Here is a 24,608-nt window from a genome sequence, read left to right as displayed (position 1 = left end):
GTTGAGGACGGCGAAGCTCTTATATAGGATTTTAGTTGCATTGGCAACTAATGTCTCCCAGGGATTACGACGTGGTCATCGCTGGCGGTGGGATGGCAGGCCTCATCACAGCCGCGTCCATCGGCTACCACTCCAAGGGCAAAGCACGCGTGCTGGTGATCGACAGGAACCCGGAGACCGAGCCGGGCAAGAAGACTCACAACGGCTGGACGTGCGGCGACGCCACGAGCAAGAGGAGCCTCGACTACCTGGCGGACCACATCGGCATCAGGTACGGGTCCCCAGAGCTCGAGCACCCAGTCAAGGGAGTCTACGTCTACTCGCCCGACAGGAAGACGAAGGTCCTCTTCGAGGGCGAAGGGTACCTCTTCAACAGGAAGCTCGCCCCGAGGCGTCAGGTCAACGACGCGAAGAAGTTCGGCACAGAGTTCATGTTCGGAGCGACAGCAGAGAGGCTCCTCTCGGAGAACGGTTACATCATCGGCGTCTCGGGAAGGAAGGCTGACGGGTCGACATTCAGCGTCACCGCAAAGGTTGTCATCGACGCAACAGGTTCTTCGTCCGTGCTGAGACGCTTTCTCCCAATCCCCTCCATGATTGAGAAGGAGATTGACGGGGACGACGTTGTCGGGACAGGGAGGTACATACTCGACTTCGACCCGGCCGCGGACGAGCCGTCATACTTCTCGCCCGACTACTGCATCATACACCTAGACCAGTTCAGGGCACCGGCTGGCTATTGCGTCGCCCCCGACACGCCGATAGTCTGCAAGAACAGTTTGAAGGCCATAGTGGACGTTAAGATGGGAGACGAGGTACTTACTTCTGAGGGTTGGATGCCAGTCTCTGCCACTAGCAGGCGGAACTATTCAGGACTTCTCGTCGCCGTAACGCCTTACATGCTGAACCAGGAGATCAGGCTGACTCCTGAGCACTTGGTGCGAGTGTGGAACCCCAGAACTGGAGAAATATGGAAGCGCGCCGACGAGCTAATCAGGAGTGTCAGTGGGAGTCATAGAGGTGGGGATTACCTGGTCGTTCCCCTGCCCACCGCCGCGAAGAGCCCACTGCTGGAGCTCGACGTTTTGCAGTACGTCAGTGGACTGGTCGAGGACGGCTTCGTTTACGTGACAATCAGACGCTCGTTCTTCAACGGCCGCGGACCTGACGGGACCTATCTCAGGCAGATTACCCTGGCGAAACACCCCAAGCGGACCCGTATGCCCACCAAGGTCAAGCTAGACGAGAACTTCATGGAGCTCTGCGGCTGGTACGTCTCCGAAGGCTCGATCAGGAAGAACCACGTTACAATCTCGAACACCAACAGGAATTACATCGAACGCATTCTCAACCTTACGAAGGCGCTCGGTTTCAACACCTCGGTCTGGAAGAATCTCAGGAAGGAACGGAGCCTGCCTTGCTACAACATTGACATCACTAACTCTCTCCTAGCGAAGGTCATGGAACAAAATTTCGGCAGGGGAGCCAGGAACAAGAAGCTCCCCTCATGGATACACGAGATTTCGAAGACAAGCAAACTGGCCTTCCTGAAAGGTCTCTACTTCGGAGACGGCAGCATCGAACACCAGAGGGGCGGCAGGTCAGACGCGCGTTCCTACTCGACAGCTTCCAGGGTGCTTTCTATCGATCTCTGGCTTCTTCTTGCTGGATTGGAGGTCATCGCCTCGATCAAGAGGAACAAGGTGAAGAACGCATGGGCGGTCACTGTCTTTGGTCATCAAGCAGGCTTCCTCGGTGAGGAACTCCTGCGAAGTAGGAGAAAGCAAAACAGGGGTTTCGTGCTGGGTGATGGAAGGGTCTATCTAGGAATCAGCAAGCTGGAGAGGAGCGAGTACAGCGGTCCAGTCTTTGACTTGAATACGGGCGGAGACTTCACTCCCCTGTTCAACGTCCACAACTGTTGGGTCTTCCCGAAGGGCAGGACGAAGGTGAACATCGGACTCGGCGTCTCAAAGTCTGGGCTCGACAGACGGAACAGGAGGTTTGGGCTTAACGACAACCTGCAGACCCTCATCGACAAGTACGTCGCTGACAACCCAGTCGTCAAGAAGCCGAGACAGCCGACGAGCGAAGCAGACTCTGGCAACACGAAGGGGAACTGGCAGGTTCCGGTCCGCAGGCACAACGATTGCATGGTCGCGAACGGCTTCGCGATCGTTGGCGACGCTGCGTGGATGCCGCGCCCAATAGACGCTGGCGGCATCAGCCCCTCGATTTACGGGGGGACGATCCTGGGCAAGGTCGTGGCCGAGGCCGTGGAATCGGGTGACACGAGCGAGGGCTCGCTCTGGAAGTACAACGTCGAGTACATGAACACGCACGGGTACCCGATGGCGAGCTTCGAGGTCCTCAGGAGGTACCTGCAGACCGTCACTAACGAGGAGATCAACTACGGAATGAAGCACTTCCTCTCCGAGGATGACGTAGCTGCAATCACAGAAAGGAAGCATCCTGAGTTCAACAGGGCCCGGCTGATGAGCCCCGCGATGTGGTTCAGGGTCCTAGCCCAGTTCTCCCTCGCGAGGGGCCTCAGGTACACAGTGGAGAAGAGCGCCGCGTTGGTGGGCGTGAACCTACGCTACCCGGAATCCCCCAAGGGGTTCGAGGAATGGAAGGGGCGGCTGGCGCGCGAGCTCCTAGAGACAGTGGAGAAGTTCAAACCTCTCGACGTGGCTAACTAAAATATCCCACGCCTCGCCCCCCATGGTCATGGCCTCCCACCTCGATGACGAGATTCTTGACTCGTTCAAGGAATTCGCGCCCTCCTCCGCGTACCTGATGGGCTTCGACGACTACGCCGGGAAGCTCTTCATTCCGTCGCAGGAGAACGTCGACGCAGCCCTGAGGAAGGTCCGCGAGCTGAAGGGGAGGGCTGAGACCGAGCTCCAGCGGAAGTCGCTCGACTCGATGGAGACTGCCCTCCGCTTCGACGAGCCCCAGCCGGTGCTCGACGACATCGTGGGGTCTATCTTCGCGTTGCTTGTGAAGGAGGGTATCAAAGACGAACACATGCTCCTGTTTCTCAAGAACGCTGCGGACGCACTCGACGCCTCGACCAAGAGATACTCTGGGAAGAACATCCCCGTGGGCGTGAAAGCACTCGTCCTCTACAGGCTCGGCAGCGTCGTCGAGATACTCGATACGGTGAACGGGCAGACCAAGAGCGCCGAGGTGAAGGCTGCTTGCGACGCACTGAAGACCAAGGCCTCCGAGTATGTCGGCTTGTTCCAGCTGGAAGGCTTCGGTCATGGCGAGTTCCAAAACGTGGAGAAGGTCTTCAAGAGGGACGGTTTCGACCTCGGCAGGCAGAGCTTCTACCCGGACGCTCTCTCGAAGGCGCTGGACTACGGCGAATCTCCCGAGGAGCTCGAGAAGAATGCCATGGCATGGATTGACGAGGAGCTCCCCAAGTTCAGGAAGGCCACAGAGGCGTTGGCCAAGAAACTCGGGTGCAAGACAGTCCCCGAGGCAGTCGAAACTGCAATCAACTCGAGGATGAAACTCGACCCGAAGAAGCTCCTCCGGACCACTCAGCAGATCAGGAAGGTCATCCAGCCGCTCGTAAACCAAGACGTACACGGTATCAACCCCAAGTACAGGACGAAGGTCATCGAGACTCCTCCCTACCTGACAGGGACCATACCCACAGGCGCTGCGCAGTTCTTCAACACCTACACCAAGAAACCTTTCCAGGTGTTCTTCCAGACGACTGACCCCAAGAGAGATCCAGACAAGTCGGTGACTGGCCTGATGAACCTACTCGTGCACGAGGAGTACGGCCACTGCGTCCACCATTCGAACAGCGTGATGGGTTTCGTCGGCAAGATTTCAGCACTCCAGCTTCTGCCAGCGCTTCCCACCGGAGGTCCGATCACAGAGGGCCTATCATTCAACAGAGAGCTGGAGTTCCTCGAGGCGTCGAAGAAGCTCGAGACGAAGAAGAAGCTGACGAAGGCGGAGAGAGACTACGTGAAGTCGATGGCGAAGTTCGGAGGATTGAAGCTAATCAACCTCGAGCTCGAGTTCTGGACAAGGCGCTGGCGCATCGTCAGGTTCCTCAGGGTCATTGGCGACGTCCGCATCAACACTGGCAAGCAGGGGCTTCTTGAATTCGTCGACTGGGCCAACGAGCGCACCGGAGTGCCGCGTAGCAGCGTCTACTTCCAACTCTTCCCTGCGCACGAGGGCATGTTCCCTGGGTACGCTACAAGCTACGCGGTGGTCGGCCAGGAGATAAGGGCGCTCGAGCGGCGAATCAAGGACGACAGGAAGAGAGTCAAGTTCTCGACATACCTCTGCAGCGTCGGCTTCCCTCCCAGGAGCATCTACGTGAGGATGCTCAAAGACTACGTCAAGAAACTGAAATAGCCCCAACCAACCCCGGCGAACCCATGAAGTTCGACAAGAAGGCAGGGGACTTCCTGAAGGGCACTCACTTTGCGAAGCTGGCAACACCGAACAAGAACGGCTCTCCTCAGCTGACTCCTGTCAGGTACAAGTACGACAACGGCAAGTTGATCATCAACACGACGAGGGACAGACAGAAGTTCCTCAACATGAAGAGGGACGACAGGGTCGCCTTCTTCATCGACGAGGGGTACAGGTACGTCGCGACTAGGGGCAGGGCCAGAGAGGCCAAGGAGAGGGACCCGAACGAGGACATCGAGGCACTCGCAGTCGCCTACACGGGGGAGGAGAAGGGAAGGGAGTCAGCGAGAGATGTGTACTGGAAACAGCAGAGGGTCTCCTTTGAGATAGCCCCGCTGCGAGTTTTTAGCGGCCTCTAGCCTGTCGCTACTTCATCGCCCTGAAGAAGAAGTCAGTCACGAACCTGCCGTAGGCCTCCCTGTCAGACGCCTTTGAGAAGTGCAGGTGCTGGAAGATGACCCTGTTGAGCATGCCGAGGAGGCAATCTGCGGCCAGCCCTTTGTCAGTCCTCCTGAAGACGCCCTCCTGCATGCACCTCCAGATCAGGTCCGAGGCCAGCGAACGCACCTTGTCTAGGTCGACGCTGATCATCCTCGCGCTCTCCCTGTCGAGCGTCGCGGAATCCCTCATGTAGAGTCCGGCGTCGAAGGCGTGCTCAGGAAATGAGGAGAGGTACGTCTTGATGAACGCCGACAGGGCCTTCGACGCGTCCCTCTCGGCCACAATCCTCGAGAGCTTGCCGATCAGGTCTGCCATCGAGACCTTGCTCCTCGTCACAGCCTCGAAGAGCCCCCTCTTGCTCCGGAAGTAGTAGTAGATGACAGGGGCTGTCGTGCCCGCCTCCTTGCATACGTCCCTAATCGATACGTTGGCGAATCCTTTTTCCGCGAAGAGCTTGGAGGCGGCCTGCAGAATCTTGCCCGCGGTGACTCGCTGGTCGCTCGCCTGCATTTCGGTTGAAATTGGCGCCGCGCGTATTTAATTCTTGTATGCTCGTACGGGGTCTCTAGTCGAAGTCGCCGCCGCCTTCACCGCCCATTCCTCCTCCGCCTCCAGGCGGGCCGGGCGGGGCCTTCGACTTGCCCGCTGCGATCACGTCGTCGATTCGGAGTATCATGGACGCCGCCTCCGTGGCGGACCTTATCACCTGCTCCTTCACTAAGAGGGGCTCGAAGACCTGCCTTTGGTACATGTCCTTCACCTTGCCGTCGGTCGCCTCGACGCCGAACCACTTGCCGCCCTCTGCGTGCTTCGCCCTGAACTCTACCTGGGCGTCGATTGGGTCCATCCCGGCGTTCTCGGCGAGGGCTATGGGTATCGACTCGAGCGCCTCTGCGAACTTCTGGGCCGCGAGCTGCTCCCTTCCGGTGAGCTTCTCTGACCACTTCATCACCTGGTAAGCCGCCTCCGCTTCGGGTGCGCCCCCGCCCGCAACGATCGCAGGCTTCTCCATGACGTCCTTCGTGACCATGAGCGCATCGTGAACCGAGCGCTCTCCCTCGTCGACTATGCGCTGCGTCCCTCCCCTGATCAGCAAGGTCACGGCCTTTGGATTCTTGCATCCTTCGATGAAGACCCACCTGTCCTCCTCGATCTTCCTCTCCTCTACGAGAGCCGCATAGCCTAGGTCCGCAGCAGTGAGGTCCTCGAAGTTGTTGACGACCCTCGCACCCGCGGCCCTAGCGAGCTTGGTCATGTCGCTCTCCTTGGCCCTCCTGACGGTCAGAATCCCCGCCTTTGCGAGGTAGTGCTGCGCGATGTCGTCGATTCCCTTCTGGCAGACGACCACGGTGACACCGACGCCAGCGACCTTGTCGACCATGCCCTTCAGCATCTTCGTCTCCTCGTCCAGGAACTTCTTCATCATGGACGGGTCGTTGATGTTCAGCTTCGCGTCGAACTCAGTCTTCTCAATCTCGAACGGGGCGCTGACTAAGGCTATCTTGGCCTTCTCCACCCTCTTCGGCATGCCTGAGTGGACGACTTCCTTGTCGAGCACTATGCCTTGGATTAGCTTCGTGTCGCCCAGCGAGCCACCGGGCTTCTTCTCCACCTTGACGTTGTCGATGTCCACCTTGTACCCCTTCTGCGTCTTCTCGGCAACAGCCATCGTGGCGTCTACGACCATGCCTGCGAGCTGCTCCGCCTCCTTCGAGATGAGCTTTGTCTGCATGCTCGTCCGGGCCACCTTGACGAGCCAGGTTCTATCCTGCGGGTCGATCTTCTCTGCCATGGCGTCGAGCGCCTCCACCGCCTTCCTTGACGCCTTCATGTAGCCTTCAACTATCACTGTCGGGTGGACGTCCTTGTCCAGAAGCTCCTCTGCCCTCTCGAGCAACGCACCCGCGAGGACGACGGCGGAGGTCGTTCCGTCCCCCACCTCGTTGTCGGTCGTCTTGGCGACTTCGACGAGCATCTTCGCTGCTGGGTGCTGCACGTCTATCTCTTTGAGCATCGTCGCCCCGTCGTTTGTTATCGTTACGTCGCCGAGTGAGTCGACGAGCATCTTGTCCATCCCCCTTGGGCCGACCGACGACCTGACTATCTCTGCGATCAGCTTCGCAGCAGCGATATTGTTCTTCTGGGCCTCTTTGCCCCTATTCTGGCTCGCCCCCTCCCTCAAGATGAGGACGGGCTGCCCCGACGATGTCATGGCTGGAATAGCTTGGGTTGACATAGATGATTCGCTGTTAGGTATACAACTTCGCGTTGTAGATAAGTATTGCGGCGCCCAGAGTAATTACTTGGCTCTGTCGAGGCGAGTCCAAACCTCAATGCCAGGTTCCTCTCACGAGGTGCTGGGCAGGCTCATCTTCGCAGTCACCCATTGAAGAATCAGCTTGCGGAATGTAGGTCGCTTCTCCCTTGACATCTGCCCGATACTCATCGGCGGCGCTGAAGGTCGGAATCCCAAGGCTCCTACTTGTGGGTCTTTGGGTGTAGCTTCTCGATTGCCTTGGCGAGGCCTATGTCCCAGCTCGTGACGCCCCCCTCCGAATGTGTCTGTATCGACAGTCTGACAGTCGTGTACCTGACGTTGATGTCGGGGTGATGCTCCTGCTGTTCGGCAACCCTCGCGACCAGATTCAGGAACGCGATTCCGTCCATGAACTTGTCGAACTCGAACGTCTTGACGATGAACTTTCCCCGATGTCTCCAGCCACTCAGGCCCTTCAGCTTCGCCCTGATCTCTCTCGATGTGAGAAGTCGAGGCAACGAGGCGTGCGACCTGACGCTCCTAATTAACTTAGCAACTGCAGGCCGGAAAAACACAAAAACGTCAAGTCGTCTGAATCTGCGACGCGCACACATCGAGTCTTAAATATCCCCAAGCACTCACGCGCGAAAGAAAATGGAGCTCAAGCCGACCAAGGGTCTTAAGGTCAAGGTCAACGCCCGGCGCGAAGCCGTCTTCGGCGAAGAGTCTGTGGCGGTAAAGAAAGTAGCTCTGCCAGACGGCAAGGGAATGAGCGGGATCATGACTGGGGTCACGCTCGCAGGATACTGCGAGGTCGAGATGCCGGGTCTCGACGGCCAAAGGCATTGGTACCCCATCGACGAGCTGCTCGGAGAGAAGGGGGAGAAGGTAGTCGAGGAGGTGTTAGTCATTGAAGACGGCGAAGGGGACGAAGACGACTCCGAGGAATAGGGGTTGATGCCCCTTTGGGCGCACAAGATATCCAGGAACTCGTCTTCGCCGTGGACGTGTCGTCATTCACCAAGAACGGATTCATCGGCACAACCAGCTTCGGCGGCAAGCCAGTTGAGGTAGAGTTCGACGACGGTGACGAGGGCATCTTCCTCTCAGCCGAGATGTGCGAGAAGATAGGCGTCAGGAAGAACTCGAAAGTGGACGTGATTGTCGAAGCCGACGACCGCCCGCAGGTTGCGGAGAGCGTCTTGGCCGGGGTCGTGAAGGCGCCTCGGGTCTCGAACGCGAAGGTGTACTACGAGGTCGGGAGGAGCGGCGGGGCCGTAGTGCGCATAAGGAAGCGCTAGTCGAGCATCGTGTCGCCGTCAGAATCGGGTATCTCATACCACCTCGCCTTCTCTCCGATTCTCGCCCTCATCTTCCAGGAGAGTCCCTTCGGCTTCGACTCGATCATGCCTGTCAACCTCTCTATTCTTGGGACGACCACGCTTCTGTCGTCGCTTCCCAGTGTCTGGGCCCATCCCAGGAGGGCGGCGAGGCTCTTGGTGAACGTCGCGTAGACTCCCCAGTCCTTCGAGCATGCCTCGGCAATCTTGTTTCCTTCAATCTCCCCGCTGCCGTTCGTGACGTCATAGTCGTGGAAGGCTGCTACAAGGTCGAGGTACTCCTTCTCCGTCTTCTCTACGACCTGCAGCTTGGTCATCATAAGCTCAGTGAGCGGCAGGGTGTACGAATCGGGGGCCAAGCTGTCCTTGAAGTTGAACTTGTGGCACATCTCGAACTCGTCAAGGAAGATGTCCACCCTCCGCCTGTTGACCATGTCGTAGTAGATCAAACGCCTCCCCATACTCAGCTTGTTGAAGACCTCGCGGGACTTGTAACCGAGCGTTTCCATGATTTTCATGACCTCCCTGCAGTCTTCACGTCTCCCCATCAGGTCGATGTCCTTGTTCTCCCTGTAGTAGCGCGCCTCGCGTGAGCTGGGGCAGAGCAGCTTGAACGCCAGCCCGCCGAGGAGCCTCAACCTCACCCCTCGCGTCTCGCCGAAGTCAATCACTTGCTGAGCTGCCTCCAGCCCGTTGGCCGGAAGCATGATGACGCTTTCCATCTGTGAGAAAAATGCCCTTCATTCGGATTTAAAGGCTGTTTGCATTAGCGTGTCGATTAGCACTCCTTTGCTAATTCGGCCTGCAGGCTGCGCCCTACCGGTCCTGCCCGCTGCCTCTGGTCTTGCGCAGGTTCATGAGGACCCACTGAGGCTTCTTCCACTGCTCCTCGTAGCCTTGGGCGTTCCTGACGATGACAGTCCTGCCGTCGTCGTCAACTTTTTCCACTGCGGGAAGGTTGGCCCTGCGCCGAGTATACTCCAAGTCAGACATCTCGACCTCACGGGAGCTTCCGATGCTCGCGTGCCAGTCTGCGTTCGCGCCGTTAAGCGAGAAGAAGACGGACGCGCCACCAGCTTCGAGGTAGACCCTCGCGTACCTGAGCTTCCTCGGGAGCATGTGTTCGAGAAAGAACTTCATCCGGACATCGAGAGGCGCGTTTCGCTTATTAACTTATTACTGGCGCATCTGCTGTGACCTTCACCACATGGTTGCTTCTCGCCAGACTTCGGTGAAAGTGAGTCAGTCTTGTCCAGCGAAATAGCGGAGGAGCTCTCAAAACAGACGCAGGAGCTGGTCTCGAAGTTCGAGAGCAGGGCCGCTTCCTTCTCGCAAAGGCGCGACCTCACGGGTCTCACGCTGCCCGCGGACGCGCGCCGAGCCGAGGAGTTCGCAGTCAAGCTCTTCGGAAGGGGGGAGCACATCGCAACCGGGATAGACGGTTCGATGGACTTCGACGAAAGGCTCCAGATGATCCTCTTCTACTCAAACGCCACCGCCTACAACTGCACATTCACTGTCAACGACCAGATACACTTCGACCTCGACTCGGCGTACAGGGATTCGAAGCTCGCGGCCTCGGCCGCCGTTCCCCTCTGGTCCGAGGACCTCGCGAACGTCTCCAGCGCGGAACCAGAGATCGACATCGAACTAGAGCACTCGATGGAAAGGATACCAAACTCCTTCATGACGCTCGGAGAGCTTTTCCTCGCCAACCTCGCATGCGAGAAGGCTAGCATAGTTTTCCTCGACAGGCCAATGTCCGGTACCTACTCAACGCTGTCGCGCGACGCGAGGAACCTCCTCAAGCGGAAGGAGAGCAATCTCACAAAGTGGCCCGGGGAAAATGGTGTCACGCTCCTCGACCTTCACCTCGCGATCAAACTCGGCTCGCCCGCAATGGTTGTCCCGACTAGGAGCCGCTACCTTCCGCTCGCCATCATCCAAGAGCTGATGGACGGTCCCAAGACAGTGAGCCAACTCGCAACCACGCTGAAGGTTGGAGAAGGGGAGGTGACGCGGGCGAAGAGCAGGCTTGAGAAGCTCGACAAGATGTACGGCAACAAGCTTCTCGCCGACTCGACGGACAAGAGCATCGTCCTAGCCGAACGGGTGACCGGCTACTGGGAGCGCGTTTCCGCCCTTTCAATGACATATGCGAGGGACGTCTTCGAGCGAAGGCGGCACCCCCTCGCGCTGGGAGGCGACGAGTACATCACGATTCTGGACGTCAACGCGATGTCCCTCTTCCTCCTCGACCTCCTCTGCCAGAGGGCCAAGGAAAAAGGAGTCCTGCTGATTGGAATCGCGAAGGACACCACAGCCACGGACATAGCGAGGGCAGTCCTCCCATTCGCCGCTTCACGGGGCTTCCTTCGTCTCTCGTCTGCGCCTCCGCGCCTCAAGAACGACAGAGCGTTCCTGGCGATACTGAGTTCGGAGAATCCGTCCATCAAGACGCCCTGGCGGACCATGAGCTACGACTCTGCCTTCTCGACAGTGATAGACATCGACGGCAACTTCGTAAGCGCGAGGAAGGTCGTCTCGCGCGAGAAGCTCTTCGTGCGGTCCTTCTTCCAGCTGAGGAGCCTGAAGACCGACCCCAGTGTCCGCTCACAGGTCTTCCTCTTCGACAGAGTCTACGACGCCCGATTCGACGCAGATGCCACGAGGGACTTCTCGGTGAAGGAGAGGGCAGGCACTGCGCACTTGAACCCTTACTTCGAAGGGGACGTCCAGAGCCAACTCTCCAACCTCATCCTCCACATTCTTTCCCTGAACGACAACCCGGAGGTCTTCGAGGCCTTCGGGCACAACCAGCTCCTCTACCTCGCTGACAAGGCGGTTAAGGCCGAGGTGAGGATGTTAAGGAGCTCCCTTCACGGCGTCGCCGACCTCAGGGTGGGCGGCGTATCAAGCAGGAGGAAGATATTCGGGCTCGTCACACCTTATAGGCAGCAGAGGGCTGAAGCGGAGCACGCGAGGATGCGTTCCAGTTGACACAGTCCAGTGCATTCGACGACATGGACGGGGAGTTCGACGCGAGGCTCAAGCGCACCACAATCGCGACCAGGACATCCAAGAGCGAGGGCAGGGAGCTTACAGTCTCCAACCCGCTGGCAATCCTTGAAGCTCGCTTCAGCTACAAGGTCCTCGACAGGCTTTACTCGCCGAGCTTCGCTGCAATAGAAAGGAACGTCGACGGTGAGACGCGATACGTCATTTACGAGGTCGTCGGGGTAACACCAACCCACTACCAGCTCTCAGGGGTGGACTCCTCGATGCCCACACTCCTCAGGAAGGAGTACCTGGACACGATCAAGGAGAGCTGGGGCAAGTCCCAGGAAACGTGGATCGACCTCGCAGCCATTCCGACCTTCTACGTGGCAAGGGTGTCTGGTCAGGACCTGGAGTTTTCCAGGGCCCCTCACGTGCCACTGCCCGGGGCAAGGGCGTTTCTGCTCTCCAAGTCAGCAGTGGAGAAGTTCCTCTGCGAGGAGCAGGGCGAGGAGATCGGAAGGATGTCTGGGTTCGACCTCCCTTACACAGCCAGCATGGACAACCTGATTCGTTACCACTGCGGTTTCTTCGGCTTCAGCCTCGACCACTACGAGCCGATCGTCTACAGAAAGGACGGTCAACTGATCATTGAGCCAATCGGAGACTTGGTCGACCGACACTTCGTCGACTCAAAGGAAGGCCGGGCCTACACAGCGTCCGTAGAGGTCCTCAGTTTCGACCGAGAATCGATGGACGTCAAGTGGTCTCCTGTCCAGTACGTCTTCAGGCATCGCTACGAGGGCAAGCTGCTTAGGTTTCGCGCCAGGACTGGAAGAGCTGTGACCGTAACGCCAGGGCATTCGCTCTTCGTGCTAAGAGACGGGAGAATCCAATGCCTGCCGTCCGATGAGCTTCGCGTGGGCGACTCGCTGGTCGGGAGCAGGACGTTGCTCTCCGAGCAGTCACAACCAATCACTTGCGACTTGGCGGAGATTTGCAAGGGGGATGGGGAGGGGATTTCAGTGGTCGGTGTCCAGCCGGAAGCGTTCAGCGCCCTGGATTCGAGGATTCCGAGTTGGAAGCGGTCGCGATGGAGGCATTCCAGAGCGCTTCCGCTCACCTACTGGGAGAGGTTGGGCGAGGAATCTCGAAAGAATGGGCGACTTAGCTACAAGGGATGCCGGCAGCCGACGCCAACAAGGCTCGTGGTCGATTCCGACCTGGCGAAGTTGCTAGGCTATTTCGCAGCCGAGGGACATGTCAGCATCAGAGCGCGATGCTCGTACAAGGTCGAGTTCACCCTGAGCAGGACTGACCTGCAAATAGTCAGGGACCTCAGACGCATCCTAAGCAACAAGTTCGGGATAGCGCCGAGAACGTCGAAGCACGGGAAGAACGCCATCCGCATCTCGTTCAACCACAGGATTCTCGCTCGGCTCTTCTCGAGCCTTGTCGGTCACGGCGCAGCTAACAAGAGGGTGCCGCTCGTGGTCCTGAACTCGCCTGTCGAGGTCAGGAGGGCATTCCTACAAGCGTGGGCATTAGGGGACTACGGGGTCACCGTTTCTCAAGCGCTGATGAACGACGTGATGTACATGCTCTCGCTCGAAGGCACTGTAGCCACGGTCAGCAGATGGCTACCCAACACGCGCACGGTCATCGAAGGGAGGCCAGTCAATGCACGCCCGCGATTCCAGCTTCGGTTCCCGCGAGCCAGGGAACTCCAGGTCGACAGAGTGCGACCCAGGAGAGGGAGGGCGGAGCCGAGCTTCCCTGCGACTCAGCTCCCGAAGTCATTACACTCGATGCTCCAACACCCATCCCACGTTGCACGTTCTGGACTGCGTGTGGGGAGAAGATTGCTGGAAGAGGTCGGTGGCAGGATTGAGAGGTTGGAATCCTATCAAGGCCTGCCCAAGTCTGCAGACGAAGCCAGACACGACGGCGTCTACAGGAGAGGCTTTGAGAGGTACCTCACGAAGAATGGAAACGCAGTTGCCGTCACGCAGCTTCTCCTGGAAGCTGACCACGAGTTCGAATACGTCAGACGCCTCGTTGACTCTGAACTTACGTTCTACGAAATCGAAGCGATTGAGGAGGTCGCTCCGACCTCCCCATTCGTCTACGACGTGTCCGTGCCGGGGGACGAGAGCTTTCTCGCAGGTTTCGGCGGAGTGTTCTGCCACAACACCGGTTCAGGCAAGAGCAACCTCTCGAGCTCGCTGATACGGCGGGCGCTCAGCAGGGACCCAAGCCTGACCGTAGTGATTCTGGACATCGCCGGCGAGTACACCGTCAACCTTCTGGACCTCCTCGGAAAGGACGCCAAGGTCCTCAGCACTGAGATCTTCGACTCAGCCGAGGAGTTCGTCAGCTCCCAGACAATCCCGGAGAGCCTTGAGGACTCTGTCGGGAGGAAGGCGATAGAAGACGCGCTCGCAGCGGTCTACAAGGGTGGCGTCGAGAGGCTCTCGCTCCGTCAGGAAGGTGGGATTGACCTCGGTTGGATACAGACGCTGCTCGAGAACGCGGCGGAGAGCGGAAAGGCGGGAGGGACGGCTGCGAAGATAGGGCTGTCGTCATTCACATTGGAGCTCTACGAGACGCGGAGCCTACGTCCGAGCGCGAAGCTCACAGACCTCGACGACGAGGCGAGGAAGGCGCTGGCATTGCAACTGACGGACGTGCGCGGGAAGGTCCACCAGATGTCCGGGTTGAAGGGAGACCTCGACCTCATAATAGAGATGCTCGAATCCGGGGCCTCAGGCGATCAGGCGAGCTCGAGGCTCAACCCCGAGAGGCTGGCAGAGCGGCTGGCGAAGGGGGCTGGAGCCAAGCTGAATATTCTCTACCTGCCGGAGCCGATGATGGCGAGGCAGGCCACTGAGAGGCTCATCCGCCGCCTGCTCTTCTTGAAGAAGAAGCACGGGAACAAGCAGCGTGTCCTAGTAGTGCTCGACGAGGCGCAGGAGTACATCCCTGACGAGCACACGGAGAGGGAGTTCACAACCCAGTCGAACCGCGCTGTGGAGCAGCTGCTCCGTCAGGGGAGGAAGTACAGGGTCCACTGCTGGATGGCCACCCAGAGGGTGGCGAGGCTGAACGTCAACGCTCTCCAGCAGCTCCACAGCTACTTCGTCAGCACGCTCCCAAGGATGTACGACAGAATGGTGATAGCCGACGCCTTCGCCCTCCCGTACGAGGTCTTGGAGCGCTCGGCCGACCTGGGGACTGGCGAATGGCTCTTCGTTTCATTCAAGGCTTCGAAGCAGAGGAACGTCCCGGTCTTCCTGAAGACAGAGAACAACGAGTCCTACGTCGTTGACAGCCTGAAGTGAGCGCACTACTTTGCGAACTTCGCCTGGTCTGCGTCAAAGGCCTACATGCACCCTGCGGAGCAGAAGTAGTAGGTCGTTCCCTTGTGGTCAGACTTGAACCTGGCCGACTTCTCGTCCACCCTCATCTTGCAGACCGGGTCCGTTGCCAACAAACCTACTCGACCTGCTCGCCCGTATAGACCTTTTGGCTGACCCGAGGGCCCGTCATGGAGGCGGGGATTGCTGCGATGAGGCTCACAGCAGCCATCACCATGAAGACCTTGCGCATAGAACCGATGAACAGCTGGATACCCAGTGGGTCGATCGTCACAGCCTGTCCTGCGAAGATAGCCTGCAGAGTGGAGATTGGCACGCTCACAGCCATGATTGCGAACGCGAAGCCCAAGCTCAAAAGGAAGCCGGTGTTGACCAACGTCGAAGACATCCCGGATGCGACGCCCCTCCTTGCAGGCGGTGTAGCGTTCATGATTGACGCTATGTTTGGCGCGATGAACATCCCTCCTCCTATCCCAGCCATGACCATAGGTATCACAAGCTCGCCGTATGGCGCGCCGAAGGGGAATACTGAGAACCAAAAGATCGCTCCGGCGCTAATGAGGACTCCTGCTGTAGCGAACCATCTCGAGCCGAACCTGTCCGACAGGTAGCCGCTGAGGGGCCCGAAGCTCACGAACGCGAGCGAGAAGGGCACAAGCATCAGGCCGGCCGACAGGGCGTTGAGTCCCAGCGCGCCCTGGAAGTAGAAGACGAGCATGAGCGAGAGGGCCCCCCTCGCCACGAAGCTGAGAAGGTTGCTGAGTATGCCAGCGGAAAACGCCCTGTTCCTAAACAGCGACAGGTCCATCATGGGGAACTTGACCTTGGATTCGACGAAGACGAAAGCGCCGAGCATCGCAAGCCCCACGAGGGTAGTCCCCACTAGCGCCACGCTCCAACCCGATATGGCGCCGAGTGTCAGGCCCAGGAGGAATGCCGAGAGCCCGACAGCGAATAGCGCGTTGCCGATTGGGTCCAACCTCTCCCCTCTGCTCGGCGAGGAAGTCTCCCTCAACCTCGTGTAGGCCCAAACTGTTGCGAAAGCTCCGACCGGGATGTTGATCCAGAAGATAGACTGCCAACCGAGGGAACCAGTCAGAATCCCCCCGACGACAAGGCCCCCGACCGACCCCACGGTGCCCGCCACTTGATTGATTCCGAGCGCCTTGCCCCTCTCCTGCGGGGGGAAGACATCTGTCAGGATTGCAGTGCTGTTGGAGAAGATCAGAGCGCCCCCGGTCCCCTGGACCAGCCGGAACGCAACTAGCGCGGTGCCGTTGGGAGAGAGGCTGCACAATGCAGAGCCGACCGTGAAGACCGCGAAGCCGAGTGTGTATAACCTAACCCTGCCGAACACGTCGGATAGCCTGCCGAAAGTCAGGAGCAGCGTCGCAGTGATCAGCATGTATCCCATGATTATCCAAACCCCGTCAAAGGTGCTGGTCCCTGGCAGCCTCGCTATGATCGTAGGGAGGGCAATCAGCACGACGTTGGCGTCGAGGATCGCCATGAACGCGCCTATCGTCGTGTTGGTCAGGACTACATACTTGTACTGCAACTGACTATTCGAACCGCCCGCCCAGTGGGGCCGCGGATAAGACTTTCCAGCGTTAGAGGGCCACTGCCAGGACTAGGGCGGCCACTATTATGACTCCGCCCAGGAACTCCATCCTCGAAGGGCTCTCCTTTCCGAGCGCCTTGGAGAAGGCCTGGGTGAGCAGCGGCGAGAGACTGGTCAGAATCACTGTCAGTGCGAGACCGACGAGAGAGATGGAGTACACGAAGAAGAGCGAGCCCACCACTAGGTCAGTTGCGGCGATGAAGGCGACGAAGGCGAGCTCCTTGGCTGTCACGCCCTCTGGCCACCTCTTCAGCCTCCCAGATGCGAGCACGGCAAGCCCGATCCCTACAGCGGCTGCCGCGTTCCTCCCGAACGTGATTGTCACCACGCTCCCTCCCGTGTTGGTCGCCACCTTGATCAGCTCCTGGCCAACAGTCCAGACGAGGCCAGCGCCGATACCGAACGCTATGCCCTTGGCCCTAGGCTTGCCCCCCTTGTCCCTTGAGAGAATGTAGACACCCGCGATGACCATGGCGGCCGCCAAGAAGTTGGTCAGCGGGACGACCTCTCCGACTGCCGGGGCTGCAAGCTGTACGAAGAGTACGTATGTGTATACGACTGGCGCGGCGACCGAGGCGCCCATCTCGCGAATAGACCGCAGGAATAGCGTGTCCCCCACGGCGAGGGTGACTGCCCCGCTGGCGAGTGCGTAGTAGAACCCATGGCCGAAGCCGAAGTAGAGCGCCGGCAGGAGGAGGACGAGCGAAGCTGTCGAAGTCCTAATCAGATTGAGGGTGAGGGAGTCGAACCTCTTCATGAAGACGCGGTAGTATATCGGACTGAACGCCCAGATGAATGACGGGACAAGTCCGTAGACGGGGTTGAGCAACCTCGGCGCCAGGCCCGCAGAAGGGGCTAATTAGTTGGGTGGACGGGATGGGACACCCTCCGTCTCTTCAGCTCCGCCCGCACTCTCGCTGGCATCTGCCTGCATCCGCACGCGTCTGCGTGTTCGACGTGCCACTCCAATCTCTGCTCCATCGTGGCCCTCTTCGGCATCTTGTTCGTCTTGTGCCAAGCCGTGTTCATTCTAATCCTTCCGTCCCCGCGCCTCACAGCAGGCAGCTCCTAGTTGCCGTAGAGTTGGTGGACGACCCTCATGCACGCGTCCATGACGTAGTCGACCTTTCCCTTCCCGAGGATTCCCTTCGCCTCCTCGTTCTCCAGCCCTGTCTGCGCCCAAAAGACGAACGGCCTTTCCGTCCTGTTCTTCATATCGACAACCTGCTGCGCCACCTGGGGGAGCTCCTCCGACGGCCTGAAGACCTCGACAACATCGACTCTCTTCGCGATGTCTGCTGGCAAGTCGGCCAGCGACGGATACGCCTTTGCTCCGTTCACGTTGTCTGTCGTGGGGTTGATCGGTATGATTGTGAAGCCGTGTTCTTTCAGGTACGCAGGGACGGTGAACGCCTCCTTCTCCGGGTTCTTCGAAGCGCCGACCACGGCCACGACCCTGTACTTCCTGATTACGTCCTCGGGGGATACAGTCGAGCTTGCCAACTGAGGCGCCCGACATCTCGGGCGCTAATAATTCTTGCCCAGGCCGACCCTCGCAAAGAGCCTGGCAACAGCCGCGAGGTTCTCGAAGTCAGTCTTCCTTCTGCCCGCGACGAAGCCCGACCATCCCTTCTTCGTCAGGACGTCTGAGACTACGAACGCGGCTGCAGCCTTCGCCTTCCTGACCTTCGCCACTGCAAAGACGGCCGCCGCCTCCATCTCGACAGTCAGGATCCCCTTGCTGGCGTAGATATCCAGCTCCTCTTTGCTCTCCATGTACGGGGCATCTATCGTCCATGTTGGCCCCTTGATGAATTCGATTCTTTCCTTCCTTAAGGCCGACACCAGTCTACCAGTGAGCACTTTGTCTGGTTCCACGTACATCGAGTTCGGGAGGTAGTGGTGTGACGTGCCCTCGTCCCTCAACGCCTTCGTGCACAAGACAAGCCTGCCAGCCTCCGGTTTCTCGAGTCCGCCGGCCGTCCCCAATATGAGGAAGCTCCTCGCCCCCATTGCGATCAACTCCTCGACGGCCACCGATGCCAAGGGTGCGCCTATCCCTATCCTCAAGAGAGCAAAACTGCGGTTCCGAGCAATCCAGCCACCATGCGCGTAGGGATACAACCCGTCCGCGGCTTTGAGGCCGAGCCTGTGAGCCAACTCCTTCTCGAAGACGTGGTCGAAGATGATGACAATCCTCTTCGGAACCTTCGGGACGTGTCCCTTGTACAGGTCGAGGATGAACCGTTCAGCCCGGATTACAGACTCGAACCTCTGCTTCTCCCCCGCCTTCGGGAATGTCACCTTATGGGCGCGCGCCAAACCGACGTTCGCTGTCTCGCTGCGTAATACTTCTATAAACCTCCACGGAGCGGGTGAGTGGCAGCGGAATCGGACATGCTCTTCTCCTCTTTCTTGACGAATGTGCCCCCAAGCATCGCCAACGTCCTCTCTTGGTCGATGCTCGCCATAGTCGCCGTACTGCTCATATCGGGTCCAATCATCGTCTACATCTACTACAAGAAGAACAAGAAGGAGAACGCGGCTCAGCAGGCTAGCCCTGCTTGACTTCGTTGCGAGCCCTGCTCCGCCTTCTGAACGGAAGGATCACGAGCGCGAGGACGCCGGCAGCGGGCAGTACGATGACAGCGACCTCAGCGATTCCCTCTACGACGCGAACAAGTAGGTTGGCCAGTGTAGTGGGGAAATCGCCGAACCCGACTGATGTGGGCGCGGCTGAGACATGGACCATTGCCGAGGCCATCATCACGTTGCCGGTCGAGTCGGTGGCGGAGACCGTCACGTTGTAGTCCCCCGCTCCGTAGAATTGGTGGATTACTATCTGCCCCTGCTGCGAGGTTCCGTCGCCGAAGTTGTAGTTGACGAGATACGGCTGACTTCCTCCGTTCACGACTGCGTTGAACGTCACGCCGAGGGGGCTGACGCCGCTCTTCGGCGTCGCGCTGAGCGTCATCGAGAGCGGTTTGGGCTGGACCGACTTCGAGATCGAGACGGCGATTGTAGAGTAGGTGACGAGCCTCTGCGTCTGGAGTATCTCGCTCTGGACGAAGTTGATCTGCGCGTCGACCGACTGCAGACGGGCCTCTATTGCCAGAGTGTCGTTAACCGTGGTCGACACATTGATCAGGCGGAGCAGCGCCTGCTGCTCTGCTTCCAGCGACACGAGCGTCGCGTTGAGATTGGTGTACTGCACCGTCACATCGTTCGAGGTCGATGTCAGGCTTGTGACGTTCCCCATGGTCTGCACCTGGCTCAGCACCTGCTCGTATGTCGAGGCTGGGACCCTGATGATTACATACGATGAGCCGCTGTACGTGGACTGGTATGCGACGTAACCTCCGACGGAGTATGCCAGTCCGATTACCCTCGAGGCAAGCGACGACGGGTTGGGCGATTCCATCGTGACGTTGCTGAAGAACTCGACGAGGCGACTGCCGTTGCCCGATGGGCCTCCGGCCTGACTTTGTGGCCCCGTGGACCCAGTCGAACGCTGTCCTCCCAGAACTACGGTGGGAGGCTGCGGAATCGCTTCCGTGGTCGCAGTCATAGTCGCTGTCGAAACAGAAGTGGAGAGTCCACTCAGGGGGCCGAAGCTGAACACGCCGTTGAGTGCGCCTTGGACAGATGAGAACTCCTTGTTGTACACGCTGCCTGTGTAGAGACCTGGCGCTGCGGCCCCGTTCGAATAGACGCCGCCTCCGTTCACACCCAGCAGAGCCAGCGCGAAGCCGCCGATCACTATGAATGCGAGGAGCCCCGCTGCCACAGCCTTCAAAGAGACTCCGCCGAACCTGCTCATTAGTACCCCTAGGAATGGCCGACGTTTAGTCCCAGCGAAACGAACGGTGCGTTCTCGCAAGCAGAACGAAGCCCTTATCTCGCATGGAGAACGCAGCCCCACAGATTGTCCGAGGAGAAGCAGAAGGAAAAAATCGAATACGAGCTCAGGGGCAAGACGCTACAGGTATACCTCTACCTGCTCCGCGCGGGGTCGGCCGCGGGTGTCAGGGAGGTCCAGAAGGAGCTGGGCTTCTCGAGCCCGAGCGTCGCCTTCCATCATCTCGACAAGCTCATCAACCTCGGCATAGTCGAGAGGGACCAGTATGAGCGATACGTCATAGCCAAGAAGGTCGACACGGGCATCCTCTCTGCCTTCGTGAACGTGGGAAGGCTCACGCTTCCGAGGCTCGGGTTCTACGCTGCCTTCTTCAGCACGATAGCGGTCGCCTACCTCCTAGCCGATGCCGGGGTCCTGGACCTCTATGCTCTAATCGGCACGGTCGGCGGTGCCGCGGTCTTCTGGTACGAGGCGTGGCGTGTGTGGAGAAGGAAGCCGTTCTGAAGGTTAGAACTAACTATACCTTGGGGGAATGATGAATCGACATGCGGTCCGGAATGTTCGTAGTCGGGGTCTTGGCTGGGGTGTTCCTTGCCGCCTCTATTATCCTCGCGTCCAGCATAGCCACGCCCAGCATAGGGTCGAACGCCGCTGTCTACGGGACCGCGGTGACGGAATCGACGACCACAGGCTTCTCCTCTGTCTCCTCTGCCTCGGTGCCGACACCCCCTGTAGTCTCGCTCAGAACGGCCTCGAACGCGACGTCGACCGAGGTCGCCACGACGACAGCCAACTCGTCCGCGTACGCGATGGGTGCACTCTCCTCGCTCTCCTCCGCTGTCGGCGCCGAGCACCAGCCTCCCTCGAGGCTCGACACCATGCTGAGCCAGCCCGCTCAGTCCTTGATTCTGCTCGTCCCAATCGCCGTTGCACTGCTACTGGGGCTCGCGTTGCACAAGGCCTCAGCTTCTGGGGACTAATTCGATCGTCCCAATCCTCACTTCGTGTTCAGCAAGAGTGGACCGCAGAAGTTGTCAGCTCAGGGGACCAATGCGCTTATTCTCAAAGCCGAGAATCGACAGGGAATGTTATATCCGCAAATCCTAACGAAATAGGGTCATGCGTGACGCGCCCGGAGTCATACTTGTGAAGTGCCTTTGAGCGCACGAGGACGGGCCTTGTCCGGTAAGGGTCATAGAAGCCGACTGCCAAGACAGTTAAGAGGTGCGAATGCCGTGGAGCTGCGACACTGATGCCGCCTGCTGAGGACGGGAAGGAAAGCGGACAGCCAGACGCCCGACGCCCGATGGACGAAGAGGTCCTGAGGCAGAAAACCTCCAGGAGGGACTTCGTCAGAGTCGCGCTCGCATTCGGCGTTGTCTTGTTAGCTGCCGGGATTGCCTCCATCACGCGATCCCTGCTAAGCCCTGCGGCTCCGCCCCCACAGCCGACTACCATCACTTCCACAGGAAGCCAGACGGGCACGGTGTCGTCCTCGCCATTTCCGAGGGTCAAGGCCGCGAACGTCGGCGACTTGGCCGGGGGCAAGACAGTCAGCTTCAACTATCCGCTCCAGGAGACTCCGAACCTTCTGGCGAAGCTCGGCAAGAAGGCCAAGGGAGGCGTGGGACCCGACGGCGACATCGTCGCATTCAGCCAGGTCTGCCAGCATCTCGGTTGCATCTACGGGTTCGTGCCCGCGGGCAGATCTCCCTCATGCGACCAGACCTACCAGGCGTCTGGCCCCGTGGGCTACTGTTGCTGTCACGGCAGCGTCTTCGACCTCGTCAACGGAGCGAATGTGGTCGCCGGTCCAGCGCCGAGGCCAGTCCCCCAGGTGATGCTCGAATACGACGAGTCAAGTGGCAACATCTACGCAGTCGGCATGCTGCCGCCGACCATCTTCGGCCACAACACTGGGAGCGATGACGTGCTCTACGACCTCCAGGGCGGGACGCTGGTGAGCTAGCCAGATGGCGGGCGAGTCACAGGAATCAGCCTCTCTCGCGGAAGGGAACGAGGAGCCAAAGCCGGGCAAGCTCGAGAGGCTCGCGCGCTGGTTCGACACCAGACTCGGGCTCTCGTACGAGCTGTTCCGGCCAGCACCGCAGTACTCGATAAACCCGTTCTACTGGCTTGGCGCCCTCGCTGTGGTCGCCTTCGTCATCCAGGGTGTGACCGGAATCATGATGATGCTGTACTACGTCCCCAGTCCGTCGCTGGCATATCCGAGCACCCTCTACATCTTCCAGAAGGTCAGCTACGGGACGTTCCTCCAGACCGTCCACCTCTACACCGCGTATGCGATGATAATGCTGGCTTTCATGCACCTCATGCGAGGTTACTTCGTCTCAGTCCACAAGAAGCCGAGGGAGGCGATGTGGGTGGTCGGGATGCTGATGGGGTTCATCACGCTCGGGTTCGGATTCACTGGATACCTCCTCCCATGGACGATCGTCTCGAAGTCGGCCACAGACGTGGGGTTGGGTATGGTGCAGGCGTTGCCCCCGCCCGTCTCTTCATTCCTCACCTTCCTGATCGTCGGGGTGGGCGGAGACGCGGCAGAGCTGCTCCGCTTCTACGACCTGCACGTCGTTGTCCTCCCCGCAGCGCTCCTGCTCCTCCTGGGCGCGAAGATGTACATGCTGGAGACGCACGGCGTCGCGGAGCCGGCGACAGGGACTCCGGGCAGGATCCCACCCGCAAAGTTGGGGCCGATACCCATCTTCCCTGACGTCTCCTTCTACTTGTTCGAACTTGCCGCTCTCTTCGGTGCCGCAATGCTGCTAATCTCGGTGGCCTTCCCGCTCACTCTGCAGCCCGAGTACTCGGCCGCGCTGGCCGGGCAGTACACCGCTCAGCCTGACTGGTACTTCCTCTGGGTCTACCAGATTCTCAAGATCTCCGCCTTCGAGGAGGCGGGGCTTCCTGTGGCGCTCTCTGTCATTACGCTCATTTTCATCGTCCTCCTCTTGCTCCCATTCATCGACAGGGGGAAGACAAGGGCAATCGCGGGGAGGACGAAGTACGTGACGCTCGGCGCGATCTTCGTCGCCGAGGTGGCCGTGCTCGCAATCTGGGGCTTCGTCACACCAGGGAAGGTGATTCCAGACGAGCAGGCACTGGTCATCCTGGGCGGCACAGCCCTGCTTGTCACCCTCGGGTCGGCCGTCACCTACAGGATTCTCTTCAGACCTCTGAATAGGCAGGGGGCCTCGCTGCCTTTCACGCCGGGCGGACCCGCCACCCAAGCGTCTTCCCCGCGGGTATCCATCAGGTCGGCCTCAATCTGGACCGCGGGTGTCTTCGTCGCGCTTCTGGCAGTCGGTACCTTCAGCATGGGCGCAGCGTTCAACGCCCTGGCTGGGCTTGTGGTCGCCGGCCCGCTGCCGTCGGGCCTCTCCACGCTCGCTGTGGCGCTCTCCGGAATCTGCGCTTCCGCAGTAGGCTCGGCCTACCTGCTCTACAGGCTGGACCTCCCCAACGGGAGAATCAGGAGGAGGGTCAGGGCGTTCGAGGTGGGGTGGGCCGGTTGAGCGGCGGCGCGGCGAACGAGGATGTGCGCGCGACGTTTGAAAGACTCGCGATCCAGGTTGTGACCGTCCTCCTATTGCTCGCTGCCCTCTCCGTCTACTCCCTCTGGACGCTCAACCCAGTGGGTGCAAACGCGGAGCCCGCGTTCGCTCTCTACTTGGCGGTTAACCTCGTGTCTTTCGCCATGGTATCGTACGTCTACAGGGCTCTCAAGAGGGACAACAGGTTCGGCCCTGCCCCCATGGTCGCTGGCTTCTCCTTCATCATAGTCCTCCTCCTACTCGCCTTCATCCTCTAGCGCTGGTCTGCGAGATAGCGCCTTACCATCCGCCTCGTGAACGTGTCGAGTCGGAGCCTCAGGGCCTTCCCCGGTTTCACCCACGTGAAGTCCTGAATCTCATCGCCGTCCACCTCCACCCTGTCCTCCCTGCACGTGCAGACGAAGTCGAAGAAGATGAAGTGCCTCTTCTTCCAGAATTCCTTGCTGAAGATTGCCTCTTGGACCATGAGGAACCTCACCTTGGAGACGTCCAAGCCCACCTCCTCCTTGATCTCACGCTTGAGCGCTTCCGCCAGCGTTTCGCCCACCTCCACGTGCCCGCCTGCGATTGTGTGCCTGTCGCCCCACTTGTGAGACTTCACCAGCAGCATCTCCCCTTTCTTGTTGAGTATCAGTGCGCCCACAGTTGGCTCCGGGTACCTCTTTCCCCTGTGTGGCAAGCGTCTCAGAACC

General features: G+C 59.4%; 26 protein-coding genes. 13 read left to right on the top strand and 13 right to left on the bottom strand.

Annotated elements, in window-relative coordinates; translation table 11 throughout:
- Positions 1-50: 50 nt before the first annotated feature.
- The 3 genes from LYZ69_08980 to LYZ69_08970 are packed head-to-tail and all read left to right on the top strand — an operon-like array spanning position 51 to position 4,808.
- Positions 51-2,702 carry a hypothetical protein gene (locus LYZ69_08980; protein MDV3278576.1) on the top strand — a complete coding sequence of 884 codons (2,652 nt, stop codon included), beginning with the start codon at positions 51-53 and terminating at the stop codon, positions 2,700-2,702.
- A 28-nt stretch (positions 2,703-2,730) separates the two neighbouring features.
- Positions 2,731-4,389, top strand: coding sequence for a hypothetical protein (locus tag LYZ69_08975; protein ID MDV3278575.1), 1,659 nt, complete (start codon positions 2,731-2,733; stop codon positions 4,387-4,389).
- Between the two features lie 23 nt (positions 4,390-4,412).
- Positions 4,413-4,808 (top strand): PPOX class F420-dependent oxidoreductase, encoded by a 396-nt coding sequence (locus LYZ69_08970; GenBank protein ID MDV3278574.1) that lies wholly within the window; start codon positions 4,413-4,415, stop codon positions 4,806-4,808.
- 7 nt (positions 4,809-4,815) lie between these two features.
- On the opposite strand, the gene LYZ69_08965 is transcribed toward LYZ69_08970, so the two are convergent.
- The 3 genes from LYZ69_08965 to LYZ69_08955 all read right to left on the bottom strand — a co-directional run bounded on the left by LYZ69_08965 (position 4,816) and on the right by LYZ69_08955 (position 7,665).
- Positions 4,816-5,400 (bottom strand): TetR/AcrR family transcriptional regulator, encoded by a 585-nt coding sequence (locus LYZ69_08965; protein ID MDV3278573.1) that lies wholly within the window; start codon positions 5,398-5,400, stop codon positions 4,816-4,818.
- Positions 5,401-5,455: 55 nt separating this feature from the next.
- Positions 5,456-7,102, bottom strand: coding sequence for a TCP-1/cpn60 chaperonin family protein (locus LYZ69_08960; protein ID MDV3278572.1), 1,647 nt, complete (start codon positions 7,100-7,102; stop codon positions 5,456-5,458).
- 266 nt (positions 7,103-7,368) lie between these two features.
- Positions 7,369-7,665 carry a 4a-hydroxytetrahydrobiopterin dehydratase gene (locus LYZ69_08955; GenBank protein MDV3278571.1) on the bottom strand — a complete coding sequence of 99 codons (297 nt, stop codon included), beginning with the start codon at positions 7,663-7,665 and terminating at the stop codon, positions 7,369-7,371.
- 136 nt (positions 7,666-7,801) lie between these two features.
- Between LYZ69_08955 and LYZ69_08950 the strand changes: the two genes are divergently transcribed.
- Together LYZ69_08950 and LYZ69_08945 are read left to right on the top strand one after the other, a co-directional pair.
- The gene (locus LYZ69_08950) at positions 7,802-8,098 is read left to right on the top strand and encodes a hypothetical protein (GenBank protein ID MDV3278570.1); all 297 of its coding nucleotides are present in this window, start codon (positions 7,802-7,804) and stop codon (positions 8,096-8,098) included.
- 14 nt (positions 8,099-8,112) lie between these two features.
- Positions 8,113-8,448 (top strand): hypothetical protein, encoded by a 336-nt coding sequence (locus LYZ69_08945; protein ID MDV3278569.1) that lies wholly within the window; start codon positions 8,113-8,115, stop codon positions 8,446-8,448.
- On the opposite strand, the gene LYZ69_08940 is transcribed toward LYZ69_08945, so the two are convergent.
- Positions 8,445-9,209, bottom strand: a complete 765-nt coding sequence (locus LYZ69_08940; protein ID MDV3278568.1) for a nucleotidyltransferase family protein — start codon at positions 9,207-9,209, stop codon at positions 8,445-8,447. The genes LYZ69_08945 and LYZ69_08940 overlap by 4 nt on opposite strands.
- Positions 9,210-9,303: 94 nt before the next feature.
- Positions 9,304-9,627, bottom strand: coding sequence for a hypothetical protein (locus tag LYZ69_08935; GenBank protein MDV3278567.1), 324 nt, complete (start codon positions 9,625-9,627; stop codon positions 9,304-9,306).
- Between the two features lie 108 nt (positions 9,628-9,735).
- Here LYZ69_08935 and LYZ69_08930 point away from each other — a divergent pair, with 108 nt between their 5' ends.
- Positions 9,736-11,487: a hypothetical protein gene (locus LYZ69_08930; protein ID MDV3278566.1), complete on the top strand. Its 1,752-nt coding sequence runs from the start codon at positions 9,736-9,738 to the stop codon at positions 11,485-11,487.
- A complete protein-coding gene (locus LYZ69_08925; GenBank protein MDV3278565.1) occupies positions 11,484-14,825 on the top strand; it encodes a DUF87 domain-containing protein in 3,342 nt (1,113 codons plus the stop codon). Before LYZ69_08930 ends, LYZ69_08925 begins: the two co-directional genes overlap by 4 nt.
- Before the next feature lie 41 nt (positions 14,826-14,866).
- On the opposite strand, the gene LYZ69_08920 is transcribed toward LYZ69_08925, so the two are convergent.
- Genes LYZ69_08920 through LYZ69_08895 form a run of 6 tightly spaced genes read right to left on the bottom strand, consistent with a single transcriptional unit; the run spans position 14,867 to position 18,804 of the window.
- On the bottom strand, positions 14,867-14,974 hold the full coding sequence (locus LYZ69_08920; protein MDV3278564.1) for a YHS domain-containing protein: 108 nt from the start codon (positions 14,972-14,974) through the stop codon (positions 14,867-14,869).
- 5 nt (positions 14,975-14,979) lie between these two features.
- The gene (locus LYZ69_08915; protein ID MDV3278563.1) at positions 14,980-16,419 is read right to left on the bottom strand and encodes an MFS transporter; all 1,440 of its coding nucleotides are present in this window, start codon (positions 16,417-16,419) and stop codon (positions 14,980-14,982) included.
- A 52-nt stretch (positions 16,420-16,471) separates the two neighbouring features.
- Positions 16,472-17,311: a DMT family transporter gene (locus LYZ69_08910; protein MDV3278562.1), complete on the bottom strand. Its 840-nt coding sequence runs from the start codon at positions 17,309-17,311 to the stop codon at positions 16,472-16,474.
- 26 nt (positions 17,312-17,337) lie between these two features.
- Positions 17,338-17,538: a hypothetical protein gene (locus tag LYZ69_08905; protein ID MDV3278561.1), complete on the bottom strand. Its 201-nt coding sequence runs from the start codon at positions 17,536-17,538 to the stop codon at positions 17,338-17,340.
- A 12-nt stretch (positions 17,539-17,550) separates the two neighbouring features.
- A complete protein-coding gene (locus LYZ69_08900; GenBank protein MDV3278560.1) occupies positions 17,551-17,985 on the bottom strand; it encodes a CoA-binding protein in 435 nt (144 codons plus the stop codon).
- A 24-nt stretch (positions 17,986-18,009) separates the two neighbouring features.
- A complete protein-coding gene (locus tag LYZ69_08895; GenBank protein MDV3278559.1) occupies positions 18,010-18,804 on the bottom strand; it encodes a nucleoside phosphorylase in 795 nt (264 codons plus the stop codon).
- 57 nt (positions 18,805-18,861) lie between these two features.
- Between LYZ69_08895 and LYZ69_08890 the strand changes: the two genes are divergently transcribed.
- Positions 18,862-19,050 carry a hypothetical protein gene (locus LYZ69_08890; GenBank protein ID MDV3278558.1) on the top strand — a complete coding sequence of 63 codons (189 nt, stop codon included), beginning with the start codon at positions 18,862-18,864 and terminating at the stop codon, positions 19,048-19,050.
- Here LYZ69_08890 and LYZ69_08885 read toward each other — a convergent pair.
- A complete protein-coding gene (locus LYZ69_08885) occupies positions 19,037-20,302 on the bottom strand; it encodes a DUF4349 domain-containing protein (GenBank protein MDV3278557.1) in 1,266 nt (421 codons plus the stop codon). The genes LYZ69_08890 and LYZ69_08885 overlap by 14 nt on opposite strands.
- 105 nt (positions 20,303-20,407) lie before the next feature.
- Between LYZ69_08885 and LYZ69_08880 the strand changes: the two genes are divergently transcribed.
- The 5 genes from LYZ69_08880 (at position 20,408) to LYZ69_08860 (ending at position 24,173) form a co-directional block, all read left to right on the top strand.
- Positions 20,408-20,845: a hypothetical protein gene (locus LYZ69_08880; GenBank protein MDV3278556.1), complete on the top strand. Its 438-nt coding sequence runs from the start codon at positions 20,408-20,410 to the stop codon at positions 20,843-20,845.
- 41 nt (positions 20,846-20,886) lie between these two features.
- A complete protein-coding gene (locus LYZ69_08875; GenBank protein MDV3278555.1) occupies positions 20,887-21,321 on the top strand; it encodes a hypothetical protein in 435 nt (144 codons plus the stop codon).
- Positions 21,322-21,593: 272 nt separating this feature from the next.
- Positions 21,594-22,310 carry a Rieske 2Fe-2S domain-containing protein gene (locus LYZ69_08870; GenBank protein MDV3278554.1) on the top strand — a complete coding sequence of 239 codons (717 nt, stop codon included), beginning with the start codon at positions 21,594-21,596 and terminating at the stop codon, positions 22,308-22,310.
- A 4-nt stretch (positions 22,311-22,314) separates the two neighbouring features.
- Positions 22,315-23,877: a cytochrome bc complex cytochrome b subunit gene (locus LYZ69_08865; GenBank protein MDV3278553.1), complete on the top strand. Its 1,563-nt coding sequence runs from the start codon at positions 22,315-22,317 to the stop codon at positions 23,875-23,877.
- A complete protein-coding gene (locus LYZ69_08860; protein MDV3278552.1) occupies positions 23,874-24,173 on the top strand; it encodes a hypothetical protein in 300 nt (99 codons plus the stop codon). Before LYZ69_08865 ends, LYZ69_08860 begins: the two co-directional genes overlap by 4 nt.
- Here the strand turns inward: LYZ69_08860 and LYZ69_08855 are convergent.
- On the bottom strand, positions 24,170-24,595 hold the full coding sequence (locus LYZ69_08855) for an NUDIX domain-containing protein (protein MDV3278551.1): 426 nt from the start codon (positions 24,593-24,595) through the stop codon (positions 24,170-24,172). The genes LYZ69_08860 and LYZ69_08855 overlap by 4 nt on opposite strands.
- Positions 24,596-24,608 lie beyond the last annotated feature (13 nt).

The sequence above is a fragment of the Nitrososphaerales archaeon genome (genome assembly GCA_032906765.1).
Lineage (GTDB): Archaea > Thermoproteota > Nitrososphaeria > Nitrososphaerales > Gagatemarchaeaceae > DASPPF01.
The sequence above is the reverse complement of the archived record's forward strand: the minus strand, read 5'-3'. Positions and strand labels throughout refer to the sequence as shown.

What these genes read in the sequence shown, in the direction of transcription:
- LYZ69_08960 (MDV3278572.1), bottom strand. Translation starts at nt 7,102, where the DNA reads ATGACATCGTCGGGGCAGCCCGTCCTCATCTTGAGGGAGGGGGCGAGC.
- LYZ69_08885 (MDV3278557.1), bottom strand. Translation starts at nt 20,302, where the DNA reads ATGAGCAGGTTCGGCGGAGTCTCTTTGAAGGCTGTGGCAGCGGGGCTC.
- LYZ69_08865 (MDV3278553.1), top strand. Translation starts at nt 22,315, where the DNA reads ATGGCGGGCGAGTCACAGGAATCAGCCTCTCTCGCGGAAGGGAACGAG.
- LYZ69_08940 (MDV3278568.1), bottom strand. Translation starts at nt 9,209, where the DNA reads ATGGAAAGCGTCATCATGCTTCCGGCCAACGGGCTGGAGGCAGCTCAG.
- LYZ69_08980 (MDV3278576.1), top strand. Translation starts at nt 51, where the DNA reads ATGTCTCCCAGGGATTACGACGTGGTCATCGCTGGCGGTGGGATGGCA.
- LYZ69_08950 (MDV3278570.1), top strand. Translation starts at nt 7,802, where the DNA reads ATGGAGCTCAAGCCGACCAAGGGTCTTAAGGTCAAGGTCAACGCCCGG.
- LYZ69_08935 (MDV3278567.1), bottom strand. Translation starts at nt 9,627, where the DNA reads ATGAAGTTCTTTCTCGAACACATGCTCCCGAGGAAGCTCAGGTACGCG.
- LYZ69_08975 (MDV3278575.1), top strand. Translation starts at nt 2,731, where the DNA reads ATGGCCTCCCACCTCGATGACGAGATTCTTGACTCGTTCAAGGAATTC.
- LYZ69_08965 (MDV3278573.1), bottom strand. Translation starts at nt 5,400, where the DNA reads ATGCAGGCGAGCGACCAGCGAGTCACCGCGGGCAAGATTCTGCAGGCC.
- LYZ69_08870 (MDV3278554.1), top strand. Translation starts at nt 21,594, where the DNA reads ATGCCGCCTGCTGAGGACGGGAAGGAAAGCGGACAGCCAGACGCCCGA.
- LYZ69_08875 (MDV3278555.1), top strand. Translation starts at nt 20,887, where the DNA reads ATGCGGTCCGGAATGTTCGTAGTCGGGGTCTTGGCTGGGGTGTTCCTT.
- LYZ69_08970 (MDV3278574.1), top strand. Translation starts at nt 4,413, where the DNA reads ATGAAGTTCGACAAGAAGGCAGGGGACTTCCTGAAGGGCACTCACTTT.